This is a genomic window from Acutalibacter intestini, assembly GCF_034334985.1.
Lineage (GTDB): Bacteria > Bacillota > Clostridia > Oscillospirales > Acutalibacteraceae > Acutalibacter > Acutalibacter intestini.
Map to the genome: position 1 here is coordinate 44,446 of NZ_JAWXXL010000022.1, position 15,159 is coordinate 59,604.

The 15,159-nt window shown below is 53.2% G+C and carries 18 protein-coding genes; 15 read left to right on the plus strand and 3 right to left on the minus strand.

Annotation, left to right across the window (positions count from 1 at the left end; genetic code table 11):
* Positions 1 to 15: 15 nt before the first annotated feature.
* The 15 genes from U8U68_RS14790 to U8U68_RS14860 all read left to right on the plus strand — a co-directional run bounded on the left by U8U68_RS14790 (position 16) and on the right by U8U68_RS14860 (position 12,719).
* On the plus strand, positions 16 to 480 hold the full coding sequence (locus U8U68_RS14790) for a single-stranded DNA-binding protein (RefSeq protein WP_322202106.1): 465 nt from the start codon (positions 16 to 18) through the stop codon (positions 478 to 480).
* Positions 481 to 574: 94 nt separating this feature from the next.
* Positions 575 to 1,321: a hypothetical protein gene (locus U8U68_RS14795; RefSeq protein ID WP_322202108.1), complete on the plus strand. Its 747-nt coding sequence runs from the start codon at positions 575 to 577 to the stop codon at positions 1,319 to 1,321.
* A complete protein-coding gene (locus U8U68_RS14800) occupies positions 1,302 to 1,868 on the plus strand; it encodes a hypothetical protein (protein ID WP_322202110.1) in 567 nt (188 codons plus the stop codon). Before U8U68_RS14795 ends, U8U68_RS14800 begins: the two co-directional genes overlap by 20 nt.
* Positions 1,869 to 1,945: 77 nt before the next feature.
* A complete protein-coding gene (locus U8U68_RS14805) occupies positions 1,946 to 4,156 on the plus strand; it encodes a vWA domain-containing protein (RefSeq protein ID WP_322202112.1) in 2,211 nt (736 codons plus the stop codon).
* Positions 4,157 to 4,167: 11 nt separating this feature from the next.
* A complete protein-coding gene (locus U8U68_RS14810; RefSeq protein ID WP_322202114.1) occupies positions 4,168 to 4,743 on the plus strand; it encodes a hypothetical protein in 576 nt (191 codons plus the stop codon).
* A gap of 117 nt (positions 4,744 to 4,860) precedes the next feature.
* The gene (locus U8U68_RS14815; RefSeq protein WP_322202116.1) at positions 4,861 to 5,169 is read left to right on the plus strand and encodes a type II toxin-antitoxin system RelB/DinJ family antitoxin; all 309 of its coding nucleotides are present in this window, start codon (positions 4,861 to 4,863) and stop codon (positions 5,167 to 5,169) included.
* Positions 5,166 to 5,588 (plus strand): putative toxin-antitoxin system toxin component, PIN family, encoded by a 423-nt coding sequence (locus U8U68_RS14820; RefSeq protein WP_322202118.1) that lies wholly within the window; start codon positions 5,166 to 5,168, stop codon positions 5,586 to 5,588. The genes U8U68_RS14815 and U8U68_RS14820 overlap by 4 nt, the downstream gene beginning before the upstream one ends.
* A gap of 185 nt (positions 5,589 to 5,773) precedes the next feature.
* Entirely contained in the window at positions 5,774 to 6,142 is a 369-nt protein-coding gene (locus U8U68_RS14825) for a helix-turn-helix domain-containing protein (RefSeq protein WP_322202120.1), read from the plus strand.
* Between the two features lie 199 nt (positions 6,143 to 6,341).
* Positions 6,342 to 7,481: a hypothetical protein gene (locus U8U68_RS14830; RefSeq protein WP_322202122.1), complete on the plus strand. Its 1,140-nt coding sequence runs from the start codon at positions 6,342 to 6,344 to the stop codon at positions 7,479 to 7,481.
* A complete protein-coding gene (locus tag U8U68_RS14835; protein ID WP_322202124.1) occupies positions 7,481 to 8,515 on the plus strand; it encodes a YqaJ viral recombinase family nuclease in 1,035 nt (344 codons plus the stop codon). Before U8U68_RS14830 ends, U8U68_RS14835 begins: the two co-directional genes overlap by 1 nt.
* A gap of 15 nt (positions 8,516 to 8,530) precedes the next feature.
* The gene (gene recD2 / locus U8U68_RS14840; RefSeq protein WP_322202126.1) at positions 8,531 to 10,138 is read left to right on the plus strand and encodes an SF1B family DNA helicase RecD2; all 1,608 of its coding nucleotides are present in this window, start codon (positions 8,531 to 8,533) and stop codon (positions 10,136 to 10,138) included.
* A gap of 12 nt (positions 10,139 to 10,150) precedes the next feature.
* Complete coding sequence (locus tag U8U68_RS14845; protein ID WP_322202128.1) at positions 10,151 to 10,618, plus strand: hypothetical protein; 468 nt, start codon at positions 10,151 to 10,153, stop codon at positions 10,616 to 10,618.
* Positions 10,605 to 11,282 carry a hypothetical protein gene (locus U8U68_RS14850; RefSeq protein ID WP_322202130.1) on the plus strand — a complete coding sequence of 226 codons (678 nt, stop codon included), beginning with the start codon at positions 10,605 to 10,607 and terminating at the stop codon, positions 11,280 to 11,282. The genes U8U68_RS14845 and U8U68_RS14850 overlap by 14 nt, the downstream gene beginning before the upstream one ends.
* A gap of 18 nt (positions 11,283 to 11,300) precedes the next feature.
* On the plus strand, positions 11,301 to 12,362 hold the full coding sequence (locus U8U68_RS14855; protein WP_322202132.1) for a DUF3854 domain-containing protein: 1,062 nt from the start codon (positions 11,301 to 11,303) through the stop codon (positions 12,360 to 12,362).
* A gap of 120 nt (positions 12,363 to 12,482) precedes the next feature.
* Entirely contained in the window at positions 12,483 to 12,719 is a 237-nt protein-coding gene (locus tag U8U68_RS14860) for a hypothetical protein (protein WP_322202134.1), read from the plus strand.
* A gap of 5 nt (positions 12,720 to 12,724) precedes the next feature.
* On the opposite strand, the gene U8U68_RS22665 is transcribed toward U8U68_RS14860, so the two are convergent.
* The 3 genes from U8U68_RS22665 to U8U68_RS14870 form a co-directional block, all read right to left on the minus strand.
* Positions 12,725 to 13,387, minus strand: coding sequence for a recombinase zinc ribbon domain-containing protein (locus U8U68_RS22665; RefSeq protein WP_437124439.1), 663 nt, complete (start codon positions 13,385 to 13,387; stop codon positions 12,725 to 12,727).
* A 6-nt stretch (positions 13,388 to 13,393) separates the two neighbouring features.
* Positions 13,394 to 14,224 carry a recombinase family protein gene (locus U8U68_RS22670; protein WP_437124440.1) on the minus strand — a complete coding sequence of 277 codons (831 nt, stop codon included), beginning with the start codon at positions 14,222 to 14,224 and terminating at the stop codon, positions 13,394 to 13,396.
* 284 nt (positions 14,225 to 14,508) lie between these two features.
* A complete protein-coding gene (locus tag U8U68_RS14870) occupies positions 14,509 to 14,940 on the minus strand; it encodes a hypothetical protein (RefSeq protein WP_322202136.1) in 432 nt (143 codons plus the stop codon).
* Positions 14,941 to 15,159 lie beyond the last annotated feature (219 nt).

Consider the following 15,159-nt stretch of genomic DNA (forward strand, 5'->3'; position numbering starts at 1 on the left):
GAGAGGAGCACAAAAGTGTTAGCAGTTCTAATCACGGGGGCAGTTGTCTCCAAAGGCTACCAGGACGAGCCGGCCATCAAGGTATCAGATAGCGGGAAAGCTGTCTGGTTTCGTGTAGGCAAAAAAGTATACGACTCCCAGGCCGAGGACAACCGGCGCTGGGTCAACCCGAACGTCAAGGGCTTCAACTATATGGTTGACCGGGTGAAGAAGATGCAGCTCAAGGAGGGCGTGTACATCAACATCCGTGGTCGTCTGGACGAGGACGTGTGGACAGACAAAAACGGCGAGACCCGCAAGAACCTCTACGTCGTTGCAGAGGACATTGAGTACGCGGGCGGCAAGTCCAAAGATGATTCCGAGGGCGATTCCGCTCCGGCCCATCAGCCCGAGAAGGCACCCTTGCCTACTGAGGCCCCCGGTGAGTTTACTGGCTACGAGCCTTTCGGCGGCGCCTCCTTCTTCGACGAGAACGATTAAGGCACACAAAAATGAAATCTGAGCGTATTTAGAGCGTACAATGAGTATTTTGCTTATTGTGCGCTTTTTTGCGTTCAGGAGAAAGGAGCCTGCCATGCAGGAGACAAAACGAAGCCCGCTTCTGGATTCGCTCAAAATCGTTGGCCTGGCAATTATGGCCTGTTATGTGTGCCGATTCTGGCCTATGGTGATTTTTCTTATCATCTATGGGCTGGCAGTTGTTGCACGCACTCTGGTGAAATCCAAAAGGGCAAAGTCCACCCAACTTGTGCCGTTCGTACCGGCAGAACCTATCCCAGCCCCCACGCCCACCCAGCGCGACCTGGAAAACCTGGCGTTCTCCACGATTTGCCAGAGAATAACTGAGCTGGTAGCGCGGGATTACCCAAATGCCCGCTGGGTATGGGAGTTTCCCTCTGCCCAGAAACTAATCATGGAGGGCCACGAGGTGTACATCCTCCTGAACCGTGCTGGAGGCTACCGCCGGGCACAGGTGCTGTACCAAAACCTGCAGGTGACCGGCTTGAAGTATGAGGGCATCACCGTTGCCCCTACCAAGCCGCCAGCCGCCCCTGAGCCGGAGGAAAATGAGCCTGACAACTACTCCCTCCTGGCTTTCCAGTGGGTGGACGCACACCTGTCCGATCTGGGCTCCCGGTGCGACGAGGCTGCGAAAAATGGCCTTACCCATCTGCTGGTATCGGAAACGGAACTTCCCGTAGCCCAAAGCTGGCAGGACATCTGCACCGAACTGGCCCGAGCTGGTTTCAAGACAAAAGTCCTTGCCGAGGGCATAAAAATCATGTTAGGAGCTGATGAAAATGAGTACCGGCCTGAATAACCTTTTCAACTTCGGCCGTCCGCTGCCGCCGCCTTTCGATACGGTCACCAACAAGAGGATCCCGGTGGCTTCAAAATACGGCGACGGCAGGCAAGCGACTCTCTGCTGCACGGTCATAAAAGCGCTGAACGCCGTTTGCGCTTGCATGAACGGTTCCGGCGAGGGCGCTGTGGGCGTGATCGACCACCGCTCCGTGGCGGAATACAAATCCTCCATGAGCCCGGACGCTTACCATCTGGCGGTTTTTGACAGCGGTACTGGAACAATTCTGGCTACGGTCTACGACAAGAATACCGAGACCAGCGAAAACTATGTGCTGAACAATGCAGGCAGGGATGGGGCCGCTGTGGTGATGGCTATGTTCCCGTTCCTCGCTAAGGACGAGGAATTTGAGCAGAACTTCAAGGAGTATTACGACCAGTATGTGTCGGGCTTTCCAGATAACGCTGTCACCACAAATACCATGGCAATTCTGTGCGACAACGTCTACCTCCGGGTCAAACCGAGCACGACTTTGCCAAGTATCTGCTTGACTCAGGCAAAATAGTATCACAGGAATAATGGGAACGGCCAGGCGGTAAGTCTGGCCCTTTTTCCCTATCATAATCGAATTGGAGGCCCAAAATGGCAAGAGTAAACCACAAACTGGTAAAAAAGCTGCTCAACGAGAAGCGGAGCAAGATAACTGACCGGCAGTTCTTCACCAGCCGTGTGCTGGCAGGACATTTCGAGGACATGGCCGCCGCCCAGACACGGCGCTATAAGTACGGCCGCCAGGTGAGAGTGCAGCTAAGCTGGGAGCCCAAATCAGGCAGCGTTGCCTGCACGGACAATATGACTATACACATCAACACAGGCCACCCGATGGTGACTAAGACCAAGGGCCGAGAGAACCGGTATCAGATCGTATGCGGGATGTTCGCCCATGAGCTGGGCCATGTGCTGTATACCGATTTTTTGCAGCCTCAGACCCAGGCAAACTATATGGAACGTGGTATGTGGTATCCGGAACCGCCCACCCTGCACACGTCAGAGGACTTCGCCAATGAGAAGGCCATGTGGGCATACCTCAAGGCAGACCCAAAGAATCTGGAGGCCGTAAAGGAGGTATCGCATTTTATCTCCAACGTGCTGGAGGATGGCTACATTGAAAACCGTATGCTCAACGATTTTCCAGGTACGCTGGGCTTTGGGCTTTCTGTTTTGCGCGAAAAAATGTGGGAAGAAATGGGCACCGTCACTGACCTGAAACAATATGAGGACGACGGTTCGTGCCACATTTTTCAGAGTATTTTGGAGGTCATGCTGTCCTATGTGAAGTACGGCGAAATCAAATACGGTGATGAGAATTTGGACGATATTCGTATCCAGACCATCTTCGACCTTATAACCCAGCTTGACCGCTCGATAACCGACCCCGACCCCAAGACCCGGCTACGCACCGTAAATCTGATTCTGGTGCGCTGTTGGGAGCATATCCAGGACTATTGTGAAAAGCTCAAGGCGGCAAAAGAGGCGGCTGAGTCCATGGCGGACGCGGTCAAAAAGAGTTTAGGCGGTATGCCCGGCGCGACTACTGTTGGCACTGGCGGCACGCCTGTTCCAGGAGCAGGCAGCTCCGGGGGCGCTTCCGCGACGGCGGCAAACCGTGCCAAGACCCATGAGGATGCTGAAGCGGGCAATGATGAATCTGATGACAGCAAAGACGAGCCCACTGAGGAAGACCCCGCACAGTCCGACGAAGATTTACCGCCCCTGGAAGGGGAGGGCACTAAAACCGGAAAGCAGGACGTCACCGACTCCGAGGGTGGTCGTATTCCCTACCACCAGACCAGCTCTCTGTCTGAGCCGGTAGGCGGCACCACTGAGTACAACGCTGATTACGAGCGTGAGCAGTACGACAAAGCCGCGTCAGATATCGACCGTATGCTGGACAAAATGGTCGAGCGTGCCGCCTGTAAACAGTTGGAAAACGAGCGGCTTACTGAGCTCAACGAAATGGCCAACAGCATCTCCTACGGCGACATTCATAGCGGCGTGAACATCAGAATCAACCGTATCGCCAGCGTGGACACCGACCTCATGGAAAAGTACGATACCGTCGCACCCCGACTGGTGACGATTTCCAAGCAGCTCCAGCGAAGTATTCAGAAGGAGCTCAAAGAACACCGTCAGGGCGGCAAGCAAACGGGGCTGGTCATGGGCAGAAGGCTCGATACCCACGCTCTGTGCCGGAATGATGGCAAGGTGTTCTACAAGAACAACCTCCCCAACGAGATACCTGAGCTGGCCGTTGGGTTGTTGGTAGACGAGTCCGGCTCTATGTGCAGTGGAGACCGTTGCACCTATGCCCGCGCGGCAGCTATTATCTTGCACGATTTTTGTGATAGTCTGGACATTCCTATAATGGTCTATGGACATTCTACAGGTTGGAACACAGTCGAGCTGTATTCTTATGCCGAGTTCGACGGCTTTGACAGCGACGATCGCTACCGGCTTATGAACATCGGTGCAAGGGGCAGCAACCGGGATGGCGCGGCTCTGAGGTTTGTTGCGGAGCGGCTTTCTAAGCGCCCGGAGGCGGTCAAGATTCTGATTCTCGTATCAGACGGTCAGCCTGCTGATACCGGCTATGATGGTACTGCCGCCGAGGAGGATCTGAGGGGCATCAAGCAGGAGTATCAGCGCAAGGGAGTAGTTTTTGTGGCGGCCGCTATTGGCGATGATAAGCCCAATATCCAGCGGATCTATGGTGATTCTTTCCTGGATATTACGGACTTGGAGCAACTGCCGGGGAAGCTGACGGCAGTTGTGAAGAAGCATATAAAAATATAAGGAGAACGCAAATGAGCAGAAAATTTTACTTCGATTACGATGCTTTCCACCGCTTCATGCAGGAGCCGGAAAACATTCGCCCACTGCTGGAGGGTCTGCTGGAAACGAGCATTACCAAAATTACTCCCGCGCCGACGCACCAGATACTGGGCGCGCACGTCCATGCTTTTACCCGCGATGGGCTGACCTACGACATCTCCCTGCAGCTTGTCGAGGAGTACGACTTGGGAAAACGCCTTCGGGCCAGCCAAGCCATTATGGACAGGGACTTCCTTAACCCAGATAACCTGGAGGACGAGACGCTGAAAAGCTGCATTATCTTCATCTGCACGGATGACCCGCTCGGCGGAGGAAAGGCGGTTCGCCGGATCGGGAGAGTAATCAGCACTCTGGGCAATACGCCATTTGACGACGGTTCCAGTGCATTTATCCTGAATATGAGCTTTACTGAGGCAAATGCCGCGCCTGATGTTTGCGACTTTCTCAGGTGGGTAAATGCCGGAGGGACAAGCGAGGGGTGTGGTGTTGCCAGTTCTCTTTACTTGGCTCAGTTGGATAAAGCAGTTCCGGAAATCCACGAAAAGTAGTCTAAAAGGGCATCGGCTTGCCGGTGTCCTTTGCTTATATCACTAAGTTGCTATTGACTTTTCAGCTCGGATATCATATACTTGTAGTATAAACAAATACAGATTGGGGGCATGAAAATGTCAAGCAGCCTGTTACAGGTGCGTGTCGATGATGAACTCAAGGCACAGGCGGCCTCAGTGTATGAGGAATTGGGGATAGACCTTCCGACAGCCGTCAGGATGTTTCTGAAACGGTCTGTGCTGGTCAATGGCATACCCTTTGGGATGACTTTGCCTAAGGGTAACGGCAGTTCCAGGCTTATGGAAGCGCTGCATGAGACTCAAGCAGAGGCACAGCGGAACGGTACGGCTGACATGACCTTGGAGGAGATCAACGAGGAGATCGCGGCGGCGAGGAGAGAGCGCGACAGCAGGAGATCAGAATGAAATATTATGCCGTGATAGATACCAATGTTCTGGTATCTGCTGCTCTTAAAGCCAACTCCACACCGAACGGTATTCTGAAAGAAATTGGGAATGGGCGTATTATCCCATTGTACAATGATGAAATCTTGGCTGAATACAGCGAAGTTTTATTCCGCCCCAAGTTTAAGTTTGAACCGAGAGCGGTCAAGATTATCCTGGATTCCATTGTGAAGTGTGGGGTTCCAGTTGACGCTGGGCCCATAGAAGATATCATTCCTGACTCCAAAGACGCGGTCTTCTACGAGGTCGTTATGGAACAGCGGAAGACTGACGACGCCTACCTGGTTACCGGTAATCTCCAGCATTTCCCGGTGAAGCCCTTTGTGGTTACGCCCCGGCAAATGCTGGACTTGATTCTCTCCGAAAAAAGTGATAATTGACCCATGAGGGCGGCTCAAATCATGAGCTGCCCAACTTTTTTGAAAATTTTCTTTCAAAATCCGATGTTACACATTTATACCCAATGTTTCAAGTCCTTAATTTATGAGCGTGAAACGTGTATACTAAAGCTACAAGGTTGGGATGAATTTTCAAAGAGCAGAGGTATAAGGTTGTGTGGAAAGTTATGCTGGGCCGGCGCATCCAGGAGTGCCGCAAAGATAAAGGAATATCACAAAAGAAGCTTGGAAATGCGGTGGGAAAAGATGAGCACTACATCTCCGCTGTTGAGCGGGGGAAATATTATCCTGGCGTGGATAAGCTTATAGGCATCCTCACTGTGCTGGAGGTCCCCGCCGACGCGGTTTTCTGCGATATCCTGGAACATTCGGCGGATCAGCAGCCTAATAGGCTCTCCAAAATGATGGAAGACCTCTCCGATGGCGAGCGCGAGAAGATATACGCCTTCTTGAGGCTTCAGATCCAGCAGTCAAAGGAGAGAGACAAGGCTACCAAGAAGCTGCAGAAGGAGATTGACAAAGCCAAGAAAACCTGATAAAATAGCATTATAGTATTAGGTTCCCCAAACGGACAAAGTAACAGAGTAGCATAGTGTCATTTGAGTTTGCCAAGAGCAAACCCGGATGGCACTTTTTTGTTTCCACTCACAACCGAATCGGGCCGGTACTGGCAAAAGGGCAGCAGTCATTTGACCGCTGCCCTTTTGCATTTCACCAAAGAAAGGGAGTATCAAAATGTCAACCTGCCAGGACAAATTCTTCACCACGTTCCCGGATTTCCCCGCCATGCTGGGATACCACGAGAACCAGACCAAAGAGAGCCAATGGGAACGCCGCCGGGTCAAAGACCTCCGTGTGGAGCCCCTGGACAAGAACGCCCCGCTCTACAGCGACCTTTCCTCATTTGCCCCCGGCATCAGCCGCGAGGCGATAGAGGACACCGCACACAATCTGGGCCTCGCCATGAAGATGGACAGCGGCTACTATCCCGTCCGAGACACGGCCTACAAAAGTCTTCTCGGTCGGGCCAAAATCAGCGGCACGGCCCTGCCCAAGCTCAAGCGTGATAAGCTGGCCGACATCCTCAACGCCTGCATGACCCTGTTTGGCGACGAAGCTCTGCTACTTATCCGCGACGAGAAGGTTTCGGCAGTCCATTCCGGGGGTGAAAGCGACTATGCTGTGCTGCCGGTGGATGAGCTGCTCCTGACCCTCAAGGCCAAGCTGGACGCACGCTTCCCAGGTAACCAGTTCGAGGGCGGTTATTGTGACCACTCCATAGTCAGCGCATCCTGGAGTATGCCCGACCAGAAAGAAGACCTGCTGGGCACCTATGCCAAGCTGCTGGCGGCCCAGGGGAAAACCAGCCTCGCCGCAAAGCTCACACCGGGCATCCGGTTCATGACTTCGGACACTGGCACAGCTTCAGCAAAAGTATCGGCCTTGCTCATGGGTAGCCAGTTTCCTATCCACATCGGCGAGTGCGTAGCAGTAGACCACAGAAAGGGCCGCAAGGTTTCCGATTTCGAGTGCGCCTTAGACCAGGTTTTCGCCCAGTTCGGCGACCTGGTGGGCAAACTGCAAAAGCTCCTGGAGGTAGAGCTGGATTACCCTATAAACGCCATGACCCGGGTATGCAAGAAGCTGAGCCTGCCGAAAAAGGCCGCAGTTGAGGCTATCGCCATGTACGAAATGGCTCTGGGTGGAAACACCGCCACGGCCCATGACGTATACTTCGCCATGCAGGAGATACCCTTCATCCTCAAGACCCAGGGCGCTCCCGAGAGCAAGATCCTGTCCGTTGAGGAGAATATGGCCCGTGCCCTGAACCTCCGCTGGTCGGACTATGACCTGGCAAAGGGGGTGGATTACTAATGGCAAACCCGATTATCCTCTGCAACACCGCCAGCATGAGCGAACAGGACTGGCTCGACTGCCGTATGCACGGCCCCAAGGGTGACATTCCGTACACGGTCGGCGGTAGTGATGTGGCAGCTATCTTTGGCCTTTCGCCCTGGATAACGCCGCTGGAGCTGTGGAAAATCAAGAAGGGACAGCTCAAGCCGTCCAAGAGCGCCAATGCCGGTCAAATGGAGATGGGCCACCTTCTGGAGCCTGTCGCCGCCCACTGGTTTGGCAAAAAGACCGGGTATACCGTAACTGACGACACCAACCTGTACCAGCACGCCGACCACCCTTACGCCTTGGCGAACTTCGACCGGCGCTTCGCAAAACCTACCGGCGAGCCGGGAATCCTGGAGTGCAAAAGTTGTACTTACCATAAAGCCTTCGATTGGGCCGACGATGCCATTCCCCTGCACTATGAGCTGCAGTTACGTTTCTATATGGCAGTTGTCGACGTAGAGCTGGGTGCGTTCTCCGCAATCTGGGGCAATAACCCTGACCTTAATATGGCTATGCCGGAAATTACCCGCGACCAGGCCAAAGAGGACATGATTTTTGAGCGCTTAGAGGAATGGATCTGGAGCCTTGAACATGACAAACCGCCTACGATGTCCGGCGTCGCGCCCAAGCTGGCGCTGGAATCTTTGGCAAAAATCTACGGGCCCAGCGTGAAGGGACTGCCAACTATGGAGTTCTCCGGCAAGTATGAGCCCGCTTTGCGGCGCATTGCCGTGCTGCAAGACAAGATCCGCGAGTGCGACCAGGACAAGAAAACCTTTGAGAAAGAAGTAGAGGCGCACAGTGTCCGCATTGCTGAAATCATGCGCGAGCATGAGCACGCGGTTCTGGAAACTACTGGTGATAAGCTGCTCATTGACTTTGTGACCCGCACCACCCGCCGGCCCGATTCAAAGGCACTCAAGGAGAAATATCCGGCTATCTATAGCGAGGTACTGAAAGCCTCTGAGAGCCGGAAGATGAAGGTGACCGTACAACCGAAATAACAGGAGATGATGACAATGAAAACCTTTTACCGGCTGTGCGAGCTGTCAGGCGTGGGGTTCCTCACTGCCGACAAAATTGCTGCAAGCATGGGCTTCGACCGTCTCTCTACCGAGCGGGTGGACGAGGGCTTACTCTACACTCTGACCGAGGCCGAAGGCTGTGGACATCTCTGCTTGGAGAAGCACGCTTTTCTCAAGGCTGCCCTCAAGCTGCTGGACACATCCACCCTCACCACCCAAATGGCGGCGAACCGCGCGGCGCGGCTGGTGGAGAGCGGACAGCTTACCACCTACGACCAGTACGTTTATCGTACCAAGACCGCCCATGCCGAGAGCCATTTGGCCCGGAGAGTTCAGCAGTTTTTGCATACACCTATTGAAGGATGTACGAATCTGGAAATGGCATTGAACCGTGTGGAGGAAAAGCTAAACCTCCGCTTTGCCCCGGAGCAGCGGCAGGCTGTAAAAATGGCCCTTTCCCAAGGGTTGTCGGTCATTACCGGAGGCCCCGGTACGGGCAAAACTATGATTCAAAAAGCAATTCTTGACATCTACCATCGCCAGAACCCTGAAGCTACAATCTGTTGTTGTGCCCCAACCGGGCGAGCGGCACGGCGCATGGAACAGGCCACCGGCCACCCGGCCTCAACCATCCACAAGGCCCTGAACCTCATGGCTGACGAGGACGGAAACTTCAACGAGCCCGAGCTTCTGGACGCTGACCTTGTCCTTGTGGACGAGGTGTCCATGCTGGACGTGTACCTGGCGGGTTATCTGCTGGACGCGATAAGCCTGGGGGCACAAGTGGTATTTATTGGCGACAGCGACCAGCTGCCGTCAGTGGGCCCCGGCGCGGTGCTCAGCGAGATTATCGCCAGCGGAAAGGTGCCTGTGGCGAGGCTCAATAAGGTGTTCCGCCAGCAGGTGGGGAGCCGTATCGCGGTCAACGCGAAGGCTGTCCGTCAGGGAGTGCACAATCTGGAGTTCGGTGAGGATTTCCAGTTCGTGGAGTCTCCAGATATTGAAACTTCGGCCGACAAGGTGGTGGAGCTGTACCTGCAAGAGGTCAAGAAATACGGCCTTGACAATGTGGCTCTGCTCACGCCCTACCGCAAGAAGACAGCGACCGGCGCCAACGCCCTCAACCTTCGTTTACGTGATTTGGTGAACCCGCCCGCGCCCGGCAAGCCCGAGGCCACTCATGGCAAGAGAGTCTTCCGTATGGGCGACAGAGTTATGCAGACGAAGAATCTGGGCGAGGTCAACAACGGCGATGTGGGCTACATCACCGACATTTTCCGTGACACTGACGGTATCACTATCCGGGTAAACTTTGGCGACGGCCGCGAGGTGGAGTACGACCCCACCCAGCTCCCCATGCTGGATTTGGGCTACGCCTCTACCGTCCACAAGTCCCAGGGCTCGGAGTACCAATCGGTCATCATTAACCTGCAGCGCTCCCACTACATCATGCTGACCCGGCCCCTCGTTTACACAGCAATTACCCGTGGCAAGAGCCGGGTAATTCTGGTAGGCGAAAAGCGGGCGCTGTACACTGCCATCAGTCGGACAGACACCGAAAAGCGGGGCACCTGCCTCGCAAAACGTATCAGAAATGCATAAAGGAGAGTCAAAATGAGTATTCTCGCAACATACCGTGAAAAGCAGGCGGATTTTAACTCCCGGATCGCCAAACACACCATGCAGACCAAGGAAAATCTGGCCTTACAGGAACTGAATTACCGCATTTGCGTGCTGGAAACCTTCCAGGCTTTCTCCAAGAGTGCCCCCATGGGAATGAAGGTGGATGACCTGAGCTACCACTACCAGCTGGTTGACCCCTACATCAAGTCCGTGCTCAACGAGCGGCAATTTGGGGCAAAAACCGACGCCGACGGCAAAAAGCTCCGGGAGACGGCCCATCAGTCTTTGGAAAAGGTGGTCCAAGCCGGGCGCAAGCAGTTTTCCAGTTTCTCGCCCAGCAAGCCCGAGCAGTACAGCCAGACCGTCGGCAAGTACATCAACGCGTTGCTGCCGGTCTGGATGCAGTACCGCGATACCTATATCAATTTGCAGGAGGTTTTTCAGAATGGAAAGCAATAGTATCTTGAACAAAATCAACGCTGTGGAGGGCTTTGACCCCACCCCTTATGCGGTCGATTACACCGACCTCAACACCGGAGAGACCCGCAAGCGCCTGCCTGTTATGGCGCAAATTGCCTGGTTTCGGCTGAAATATCCGGAAGGCCGTATCTCTGTGCAGGCCGCTCCCGGCAAAGATTGTTTCGTTGCCACAGCCCGGGTGTACCCCAGCTACAAAGACCCGGCAGACTGCTTTTTGGCGGAGGCTACGGCCTCCCGGGGGTATCTGGAGGACAAGCCGTCTGTTTCGCCCCGCGAGTGGGCGCAAACGGCGGCAGTGGGTATCGCGCTGAGAAATGCGGGCTTTGGCCTACAGTTCGCCATGGCCGGGGATGAGTTCCCTGACACAGTTTCTGAGAGTGTGCCGACCACTAATGCGGCACCGCTCGCCGAACCCTATGCCGTTGAGGAACCCGCTCCCCGTGAGCTGACCCAGGAGGAAAAACTGGAGCAGGCCATGAAAGTGCCCTACCCCATCACCAAGTTCAAGGGCAAGACCTTGGGCGAGGTTCTTCAGCTTGACCCCGGAGCGATCAAGTGGGTTGCAGAGAAGTTCCCTGCTACGGAGAAAGTTGGGGCTGCCGCACAGTTTATCCGGGACTTTGCCCTGCAACAGTCAGCATAAAAAAGAGGAGTGAAGCGCATGGAACGGATCCGCATGACGGACATGGTGGTGCTGCTGGGCCTGCCCCAGCCCCCGGCTGGCCGGATTTCCTGCTATGTCCGCTGCCCGTGCTGTGACGGTGAGCGCGATAAGCACCTGAATATCAACTTCAAGAAAGAAGTGTTCCGGTGCGCGAAGTGCGGAGTTTCTGGAGGCATTTTCGACCTGTACGCCCTGTTCACCGGCACGAACCGTGACCGGGTGTGGCGGGAGCTGGCAGAACGGTTACGCTTGAATGAGCGGCCCAATTTACAGGGACAGAGGAGTTATCAACAGCATGTGGAAACTCTTATTGCAGACGCCGCCACCCGCCACCGCACTTACTCCGCGCTCCTCTCCATGCTGGGGCTGGCGAACGCTCATCGAGAAAATCTTCACAACCGTGGCCTCAGTGACCGTGATATCGCCCAGTTGGGCTACAAATCCATGCCGCTGGCGAACAACTCCGAGCTTGTCCGGCGTGTTCTGGAGACCAGTGCTGACCCGCAAGGCGTGCCAGGATTCTTCCGCACGAAAGCCGGTTGGTGGTCGTTTGTCCACCAGCGGTCGGGGGTTCTCATACCGGTTCGAGACATGCAGGGCCGGATTCAGGGCCTACAGCTCCGGTTGGACAACACCGAGAACCGCAAGTTCCGCTGGATATCCAGCGTGGAGCTTAGCGGCGGCTGTGGGTCGCCCGCTTGGACGCACTTAGCCGGGAAACCGGGCAAGATGGTAGTTCTCACCGAAGGGCCCATGAAGGCCGATATTATCCATGCGCTTTCGGGGCTAACCGTTCTGGCAGTGCCTGGGGTAAACGCCTTGCAAAGGCTGGAAGAAGCTCTAACTGAGTTGCAAAGCCAGGGCGTCCGGGAGATAAAAACGGCGTTCGACATGGACTACATCGCGAACTGCTATGTGCAGAGTGCCTATGATAAGCTCATGGCCTTGCTGGGCCGGATGGGGTTTCGGTATGGGACTTACGTCTGGGACCCGAGGTACAAGGGGTTGGACGACTTTATCTGGGCCCGGCTGAAAGCAAATCTGGATAGAAATAGTTGACTGACGAGGGGTGACGCATTGCGCCGCCCCTTTGATTTTGAAAAAATTTTGCGTATTCTCGTTGCAAATGCGTACAGTAATGGGTGTAATCCCAGCAAATGAAATTTTGGAGGTATACTTATGTTAATAGCCGTCGACCACGGCAACTATGCCATAAAAACGCCCCGGTTCACCTTCGTATCCGGCCTGACCGAGCACTCTGTCAGGCCGCCCATGACCGATGAGATTTTGGAGTACGCCGGGAAATTCTGGACGCTCACCAGCCACCGCATGCCCTATATGCGGGATAAAACCCAAGACGAACGCTTCTTCATCCTGACTTTGTTCGCCATCGTCAAAGCACTACAATCACTATGAAGTACTCATATCTTCCACACAATCTCGACACTGTCTTTCGTGGCCTTGACCTGAGCAATCACCAGGTCCACCACGCTTCTTTTATCATCAATCGAAAGTTCGTCCCACTTTGAAAAATATCCTGTAAGTGTCTTGACATCTGTGGCTGGCGTGGCAGTGGTAATTTCACGTATCTCTTTTTGCACTTCTTTGAGCTGTGCATCCAAGTCGGACGCTCTCTGATTTATGAGAGACATAAGTGCACCATCTGCCTGGATGACCTTCTCCAGAAGCGTGTTCATTTCTTCGCTCAACTGGTGCTCTTTGACCCGAAGCCCATTCAATTTTGGATTCACTCTTGACTCTGTGGAAGAAGTAAGTGTTTCAAAAGATTTCAGTCTTTCCCGTATGGCATCCAATACGAATTTTTCAAGCTCTGGTGCGCGTAGAGTACCAAACCCGTCACATCCTCTGGCGTTAAGGTGATACCCGCACATGAAGTAGCGCACGCCATTCTTTTTTGAGAATCGGATACTCAGCGCGTGGCCGCATTTGCCGCATTTAGCTTTGCCAATCAGCCAGGAATTCTTAACCTTCGTTGGAATGCCGACATTCTTATTGTTGAGGCACTTTTTTCGAGCTGCCAGCCAAATATCAGACGGAACGATTCCTTCGTGAGGGGCAATCACCAGCGTTTACCCTTCCAATGACAGAGTTTTGCGCTTGTCTTCCTGGGTTTCATAAAGGTAGCATCCGTTAGCCCCGATAAATTCAGAGGGGTCATTGACTATGAGAGTACCTTGACCTTTATAGAATTCGTAAATGTCCAAGTCTGCCTGGAGGTATATCGGGTTTTTGACTATCTCGGCAATCCTTGTCCTGTTCCATCCTTTACCCCGCCGGGTGCGAATCTTATTGTCGCCAAGATACCTCATGATGTCTCCAAAAGAAACCTGCGGCTGAGCATACATCTGGTAGATAACTCTAACGACTTCCGCCTCTTCCGGGGAAATTACATATCGGGAGGTTTTTATCCCATCAATAACATAGGGCTCAATGGAATATCCATAGGGAACAGGACCGCCCATAAAGAATCCGTGTTTTGAGCGGGAAGCATAAGCATCGGCCACTCTCTTTTGGATAGTTTCACGCTCAAGCTGCGCAAAGACGATGCAGATATTCAGCATGGCCCGCCCCATGGGGGAAGATGTGTCAAACTTCTTGGTGGTGGACACAAACTCCACACCGTACTTGTGGAACTCTTCCATCATTGAGGTAAAGTCCAGGATAGAGCGGCTAATTCTATCCAGCTTGTACACAATGACGCGCTTGATTTCCCCGTTCTTAATGTCATTCATCATCCGCTGGAAATCCGGCCTGTCGGTGTTCTTGCCAGAAAAGCCCCTGTCACTATAGTATCTGTACTCGCCGCCCCTCGTTTCATATTGACAGAACTCCATCTGGCTCTCAATGGAAATGCTGTCTGCCCGGTCTACAGACTGCCGGGTGTATATGGCGTCAATCATATTGAACAAACCCCTTTCATTATGGAAGGGGGCCGCTAACGGTTTGATTATACCGCAGCAGCCCCCGTTTTTCAAGATATATAATTTTTGAACACCTGATATAATCCCCGCTCGACTTCGGTATGGACTTTCTCTTTCCTTTGCTCGTCATATTGGGGAAACGAGTTTATGAAGATGATTTTTCTCCCATCGAGAACGGAGGATGATGTCTCTTTTGAATACGTGATATGTTTGTTTTGATTCATTTTATGTTTTCTAATGCTGCGCTGTTGTGGCTATATCTTTCACCAAATTCGGAATAACCGCAAATCTTTTGTGATGGTAACACCCATGTGTCCAAAGTCGGAAAAGGCAGGAGTATCATGATTATATGCATACGCAAATAACCTTTTTGCTTCAATATCACCGTGTATCGTGCGCCTGAATTCTGCCCTGTCATGGTTCCATTCTTCCTGGTAATCGCTAACGAAGAGGTAGCAATCTATCGTGCCAATCTGCGTATGAGAGCGAACAACCGCATATACCAGAACCTTATACTGTTCCTCAAACCGCCGGATTCGTTTAAGGTCGTCACCTTTGGCCCAGGAGGAAGTGCCTGTAATATCGTCGCTGATGCTCACTTTATCCTCCTTCTCAAATCGAGTTTTGGCCTGGGAGGAAAGGCCCAGCATTTCCATCCGAGACAAAGCCTCGGTCTTCTTAATTTCTCTTGTCATATGTCTTCCTCGCTTTCTTTTTCATCGGGACATAAGTTGAACTGGATATCTTTTTCAACCATTTCTTCAATAAAGGTAGACAGTACTAAACGTCTCTCTCTTAGAACCTGTTTAGTATCTAGCCAACCATCCGGTCCAGTGATAAAATAGAGGGGATGAGGGGGGAAGACAGGTGAGGAAAAGCTATCCAAGTGACATCAGTCGGAAACAATTTGAAGA

What these genes read in the sequence shown, in the direction of transcription:
- U8U68_RS14805 (WP_322202112.1), top strand. Translation starts at nt 1,946, where the DNA reads ATGGCAAGAGTAAACCACAAACTGGTAAAAAAGCTGCTCAACGAGAAG.
- U8U68_RS14845 (WP_322202128.1), top strand. Translation starts at nt 10,151, where the DNA reads ATGAGTATTCTCGCAACATACCGTGAAAAGCAGGCGGATTTTAACTCC.
- recD2 (WP_322202126.1), top strand. Translation starts at nt 8,531, where the DNA reads ATGAAAACCTTTTACCGGCTGTGCGAGCTGTCAGGCGTGGGGTTCCTC.
- U8U68_RS22670 (WP_437124440.1), bottom strand. Translation starts at nt 14,224, where the DNA reads ATGATTGACGCCATATACACCCGGCAGTCTGTAGACCGGGCAGACAGC.
- U8U68_RS14835 (WP_322202124.1), top strand. Translation starts at nt 7,481, where the DNA reads ATGGCAAACCCGATTATCCTCTGCAACACCGCCAGCATGAGCGAACAG.
- U8U68_RS14830 (WP_322202122.1), top strand. Translation starts at nt 6,342, where the DNA reads ATGTCAACCTGCCAGGACAAATTCTTCACCACGTTCCCGGATTTCCCC.
- U8U68_RS14795 (WP_322202108.1), top strand. Translation starts at nt 575, where the DNA reads ATGCAGGAGACAAAACGAAGCCCGCTTCTGGATTCGCTCAAAATCGTT.
- U8U68_RS14860 (WP_322202134.1), top strand. Translation starts at nt 12,483, where the DNA reads ATGTTAATAGCCGTCGACCACGGCAACTATGCCATAAAAACGCCCCGG.
- U8U68_RS14810 (WP_322202114.1), top strand. Translation starts at nt 4,168, where the DNA reads ATGAGCAGAAAATTTTACTTCGATTACGATGCTTTCCACCGCTTCATG.
- U8U68_RS14815 (WP_322202116.1), top strand. Translation starts at nt 4,861, where the DNA reads ATGTCAAGCAGCCTGTTACAGGTGCGTGTCGATGATGAACTCAAGGCA.
- U8U68_RS14820 (WP_322202118.1), top strand. Translation starts at nt 5,166, where the DNA reads ATGAAATATTATGCCGTGATAGATACCAATGTTCTGGTATCTGCTGCT.
- U8U68_RS14825 (WP_322202120.1), top strand. Translation starts at nt 5,774, where the DNA reads ATGCTGGGCCGGCGCATCCAGGAGTGCCGCAAAGATAAAGGAATATCA.
- U8U68_RS14800 (WP_322202110.1), top strand. Translation starts at nt 1,302, where the DNA reads ATGAGTACCGGCCTGAATAACCTTTTCAACTTCGGCCGTCCGCTGCCG.
- U8U68_RS14870 (WP_322202136.1), bottom strand. Translation starts at nt 14,940, where the DNA reads ATGACAAGAGAAATTAAGAAGACCGAGGCTTTGTCTCGGATGGAAATG.
- U8U68_RS14850 (WP_322202130.1), top strand. Translation starts at nt 10,605, where the DNA reads ATGGAAAGCAATAGTATCTTGAACAAAATCAACGCTGTGGAGGGCTTT.
- U8U68_RS14855 (WP_322202132.1), top strand. Translation starts at nt 11,301, where the DNA reads ATGGAACGGATCCGCATGACGGACATGGTGGTGCTGCTGGGCCTGCCC.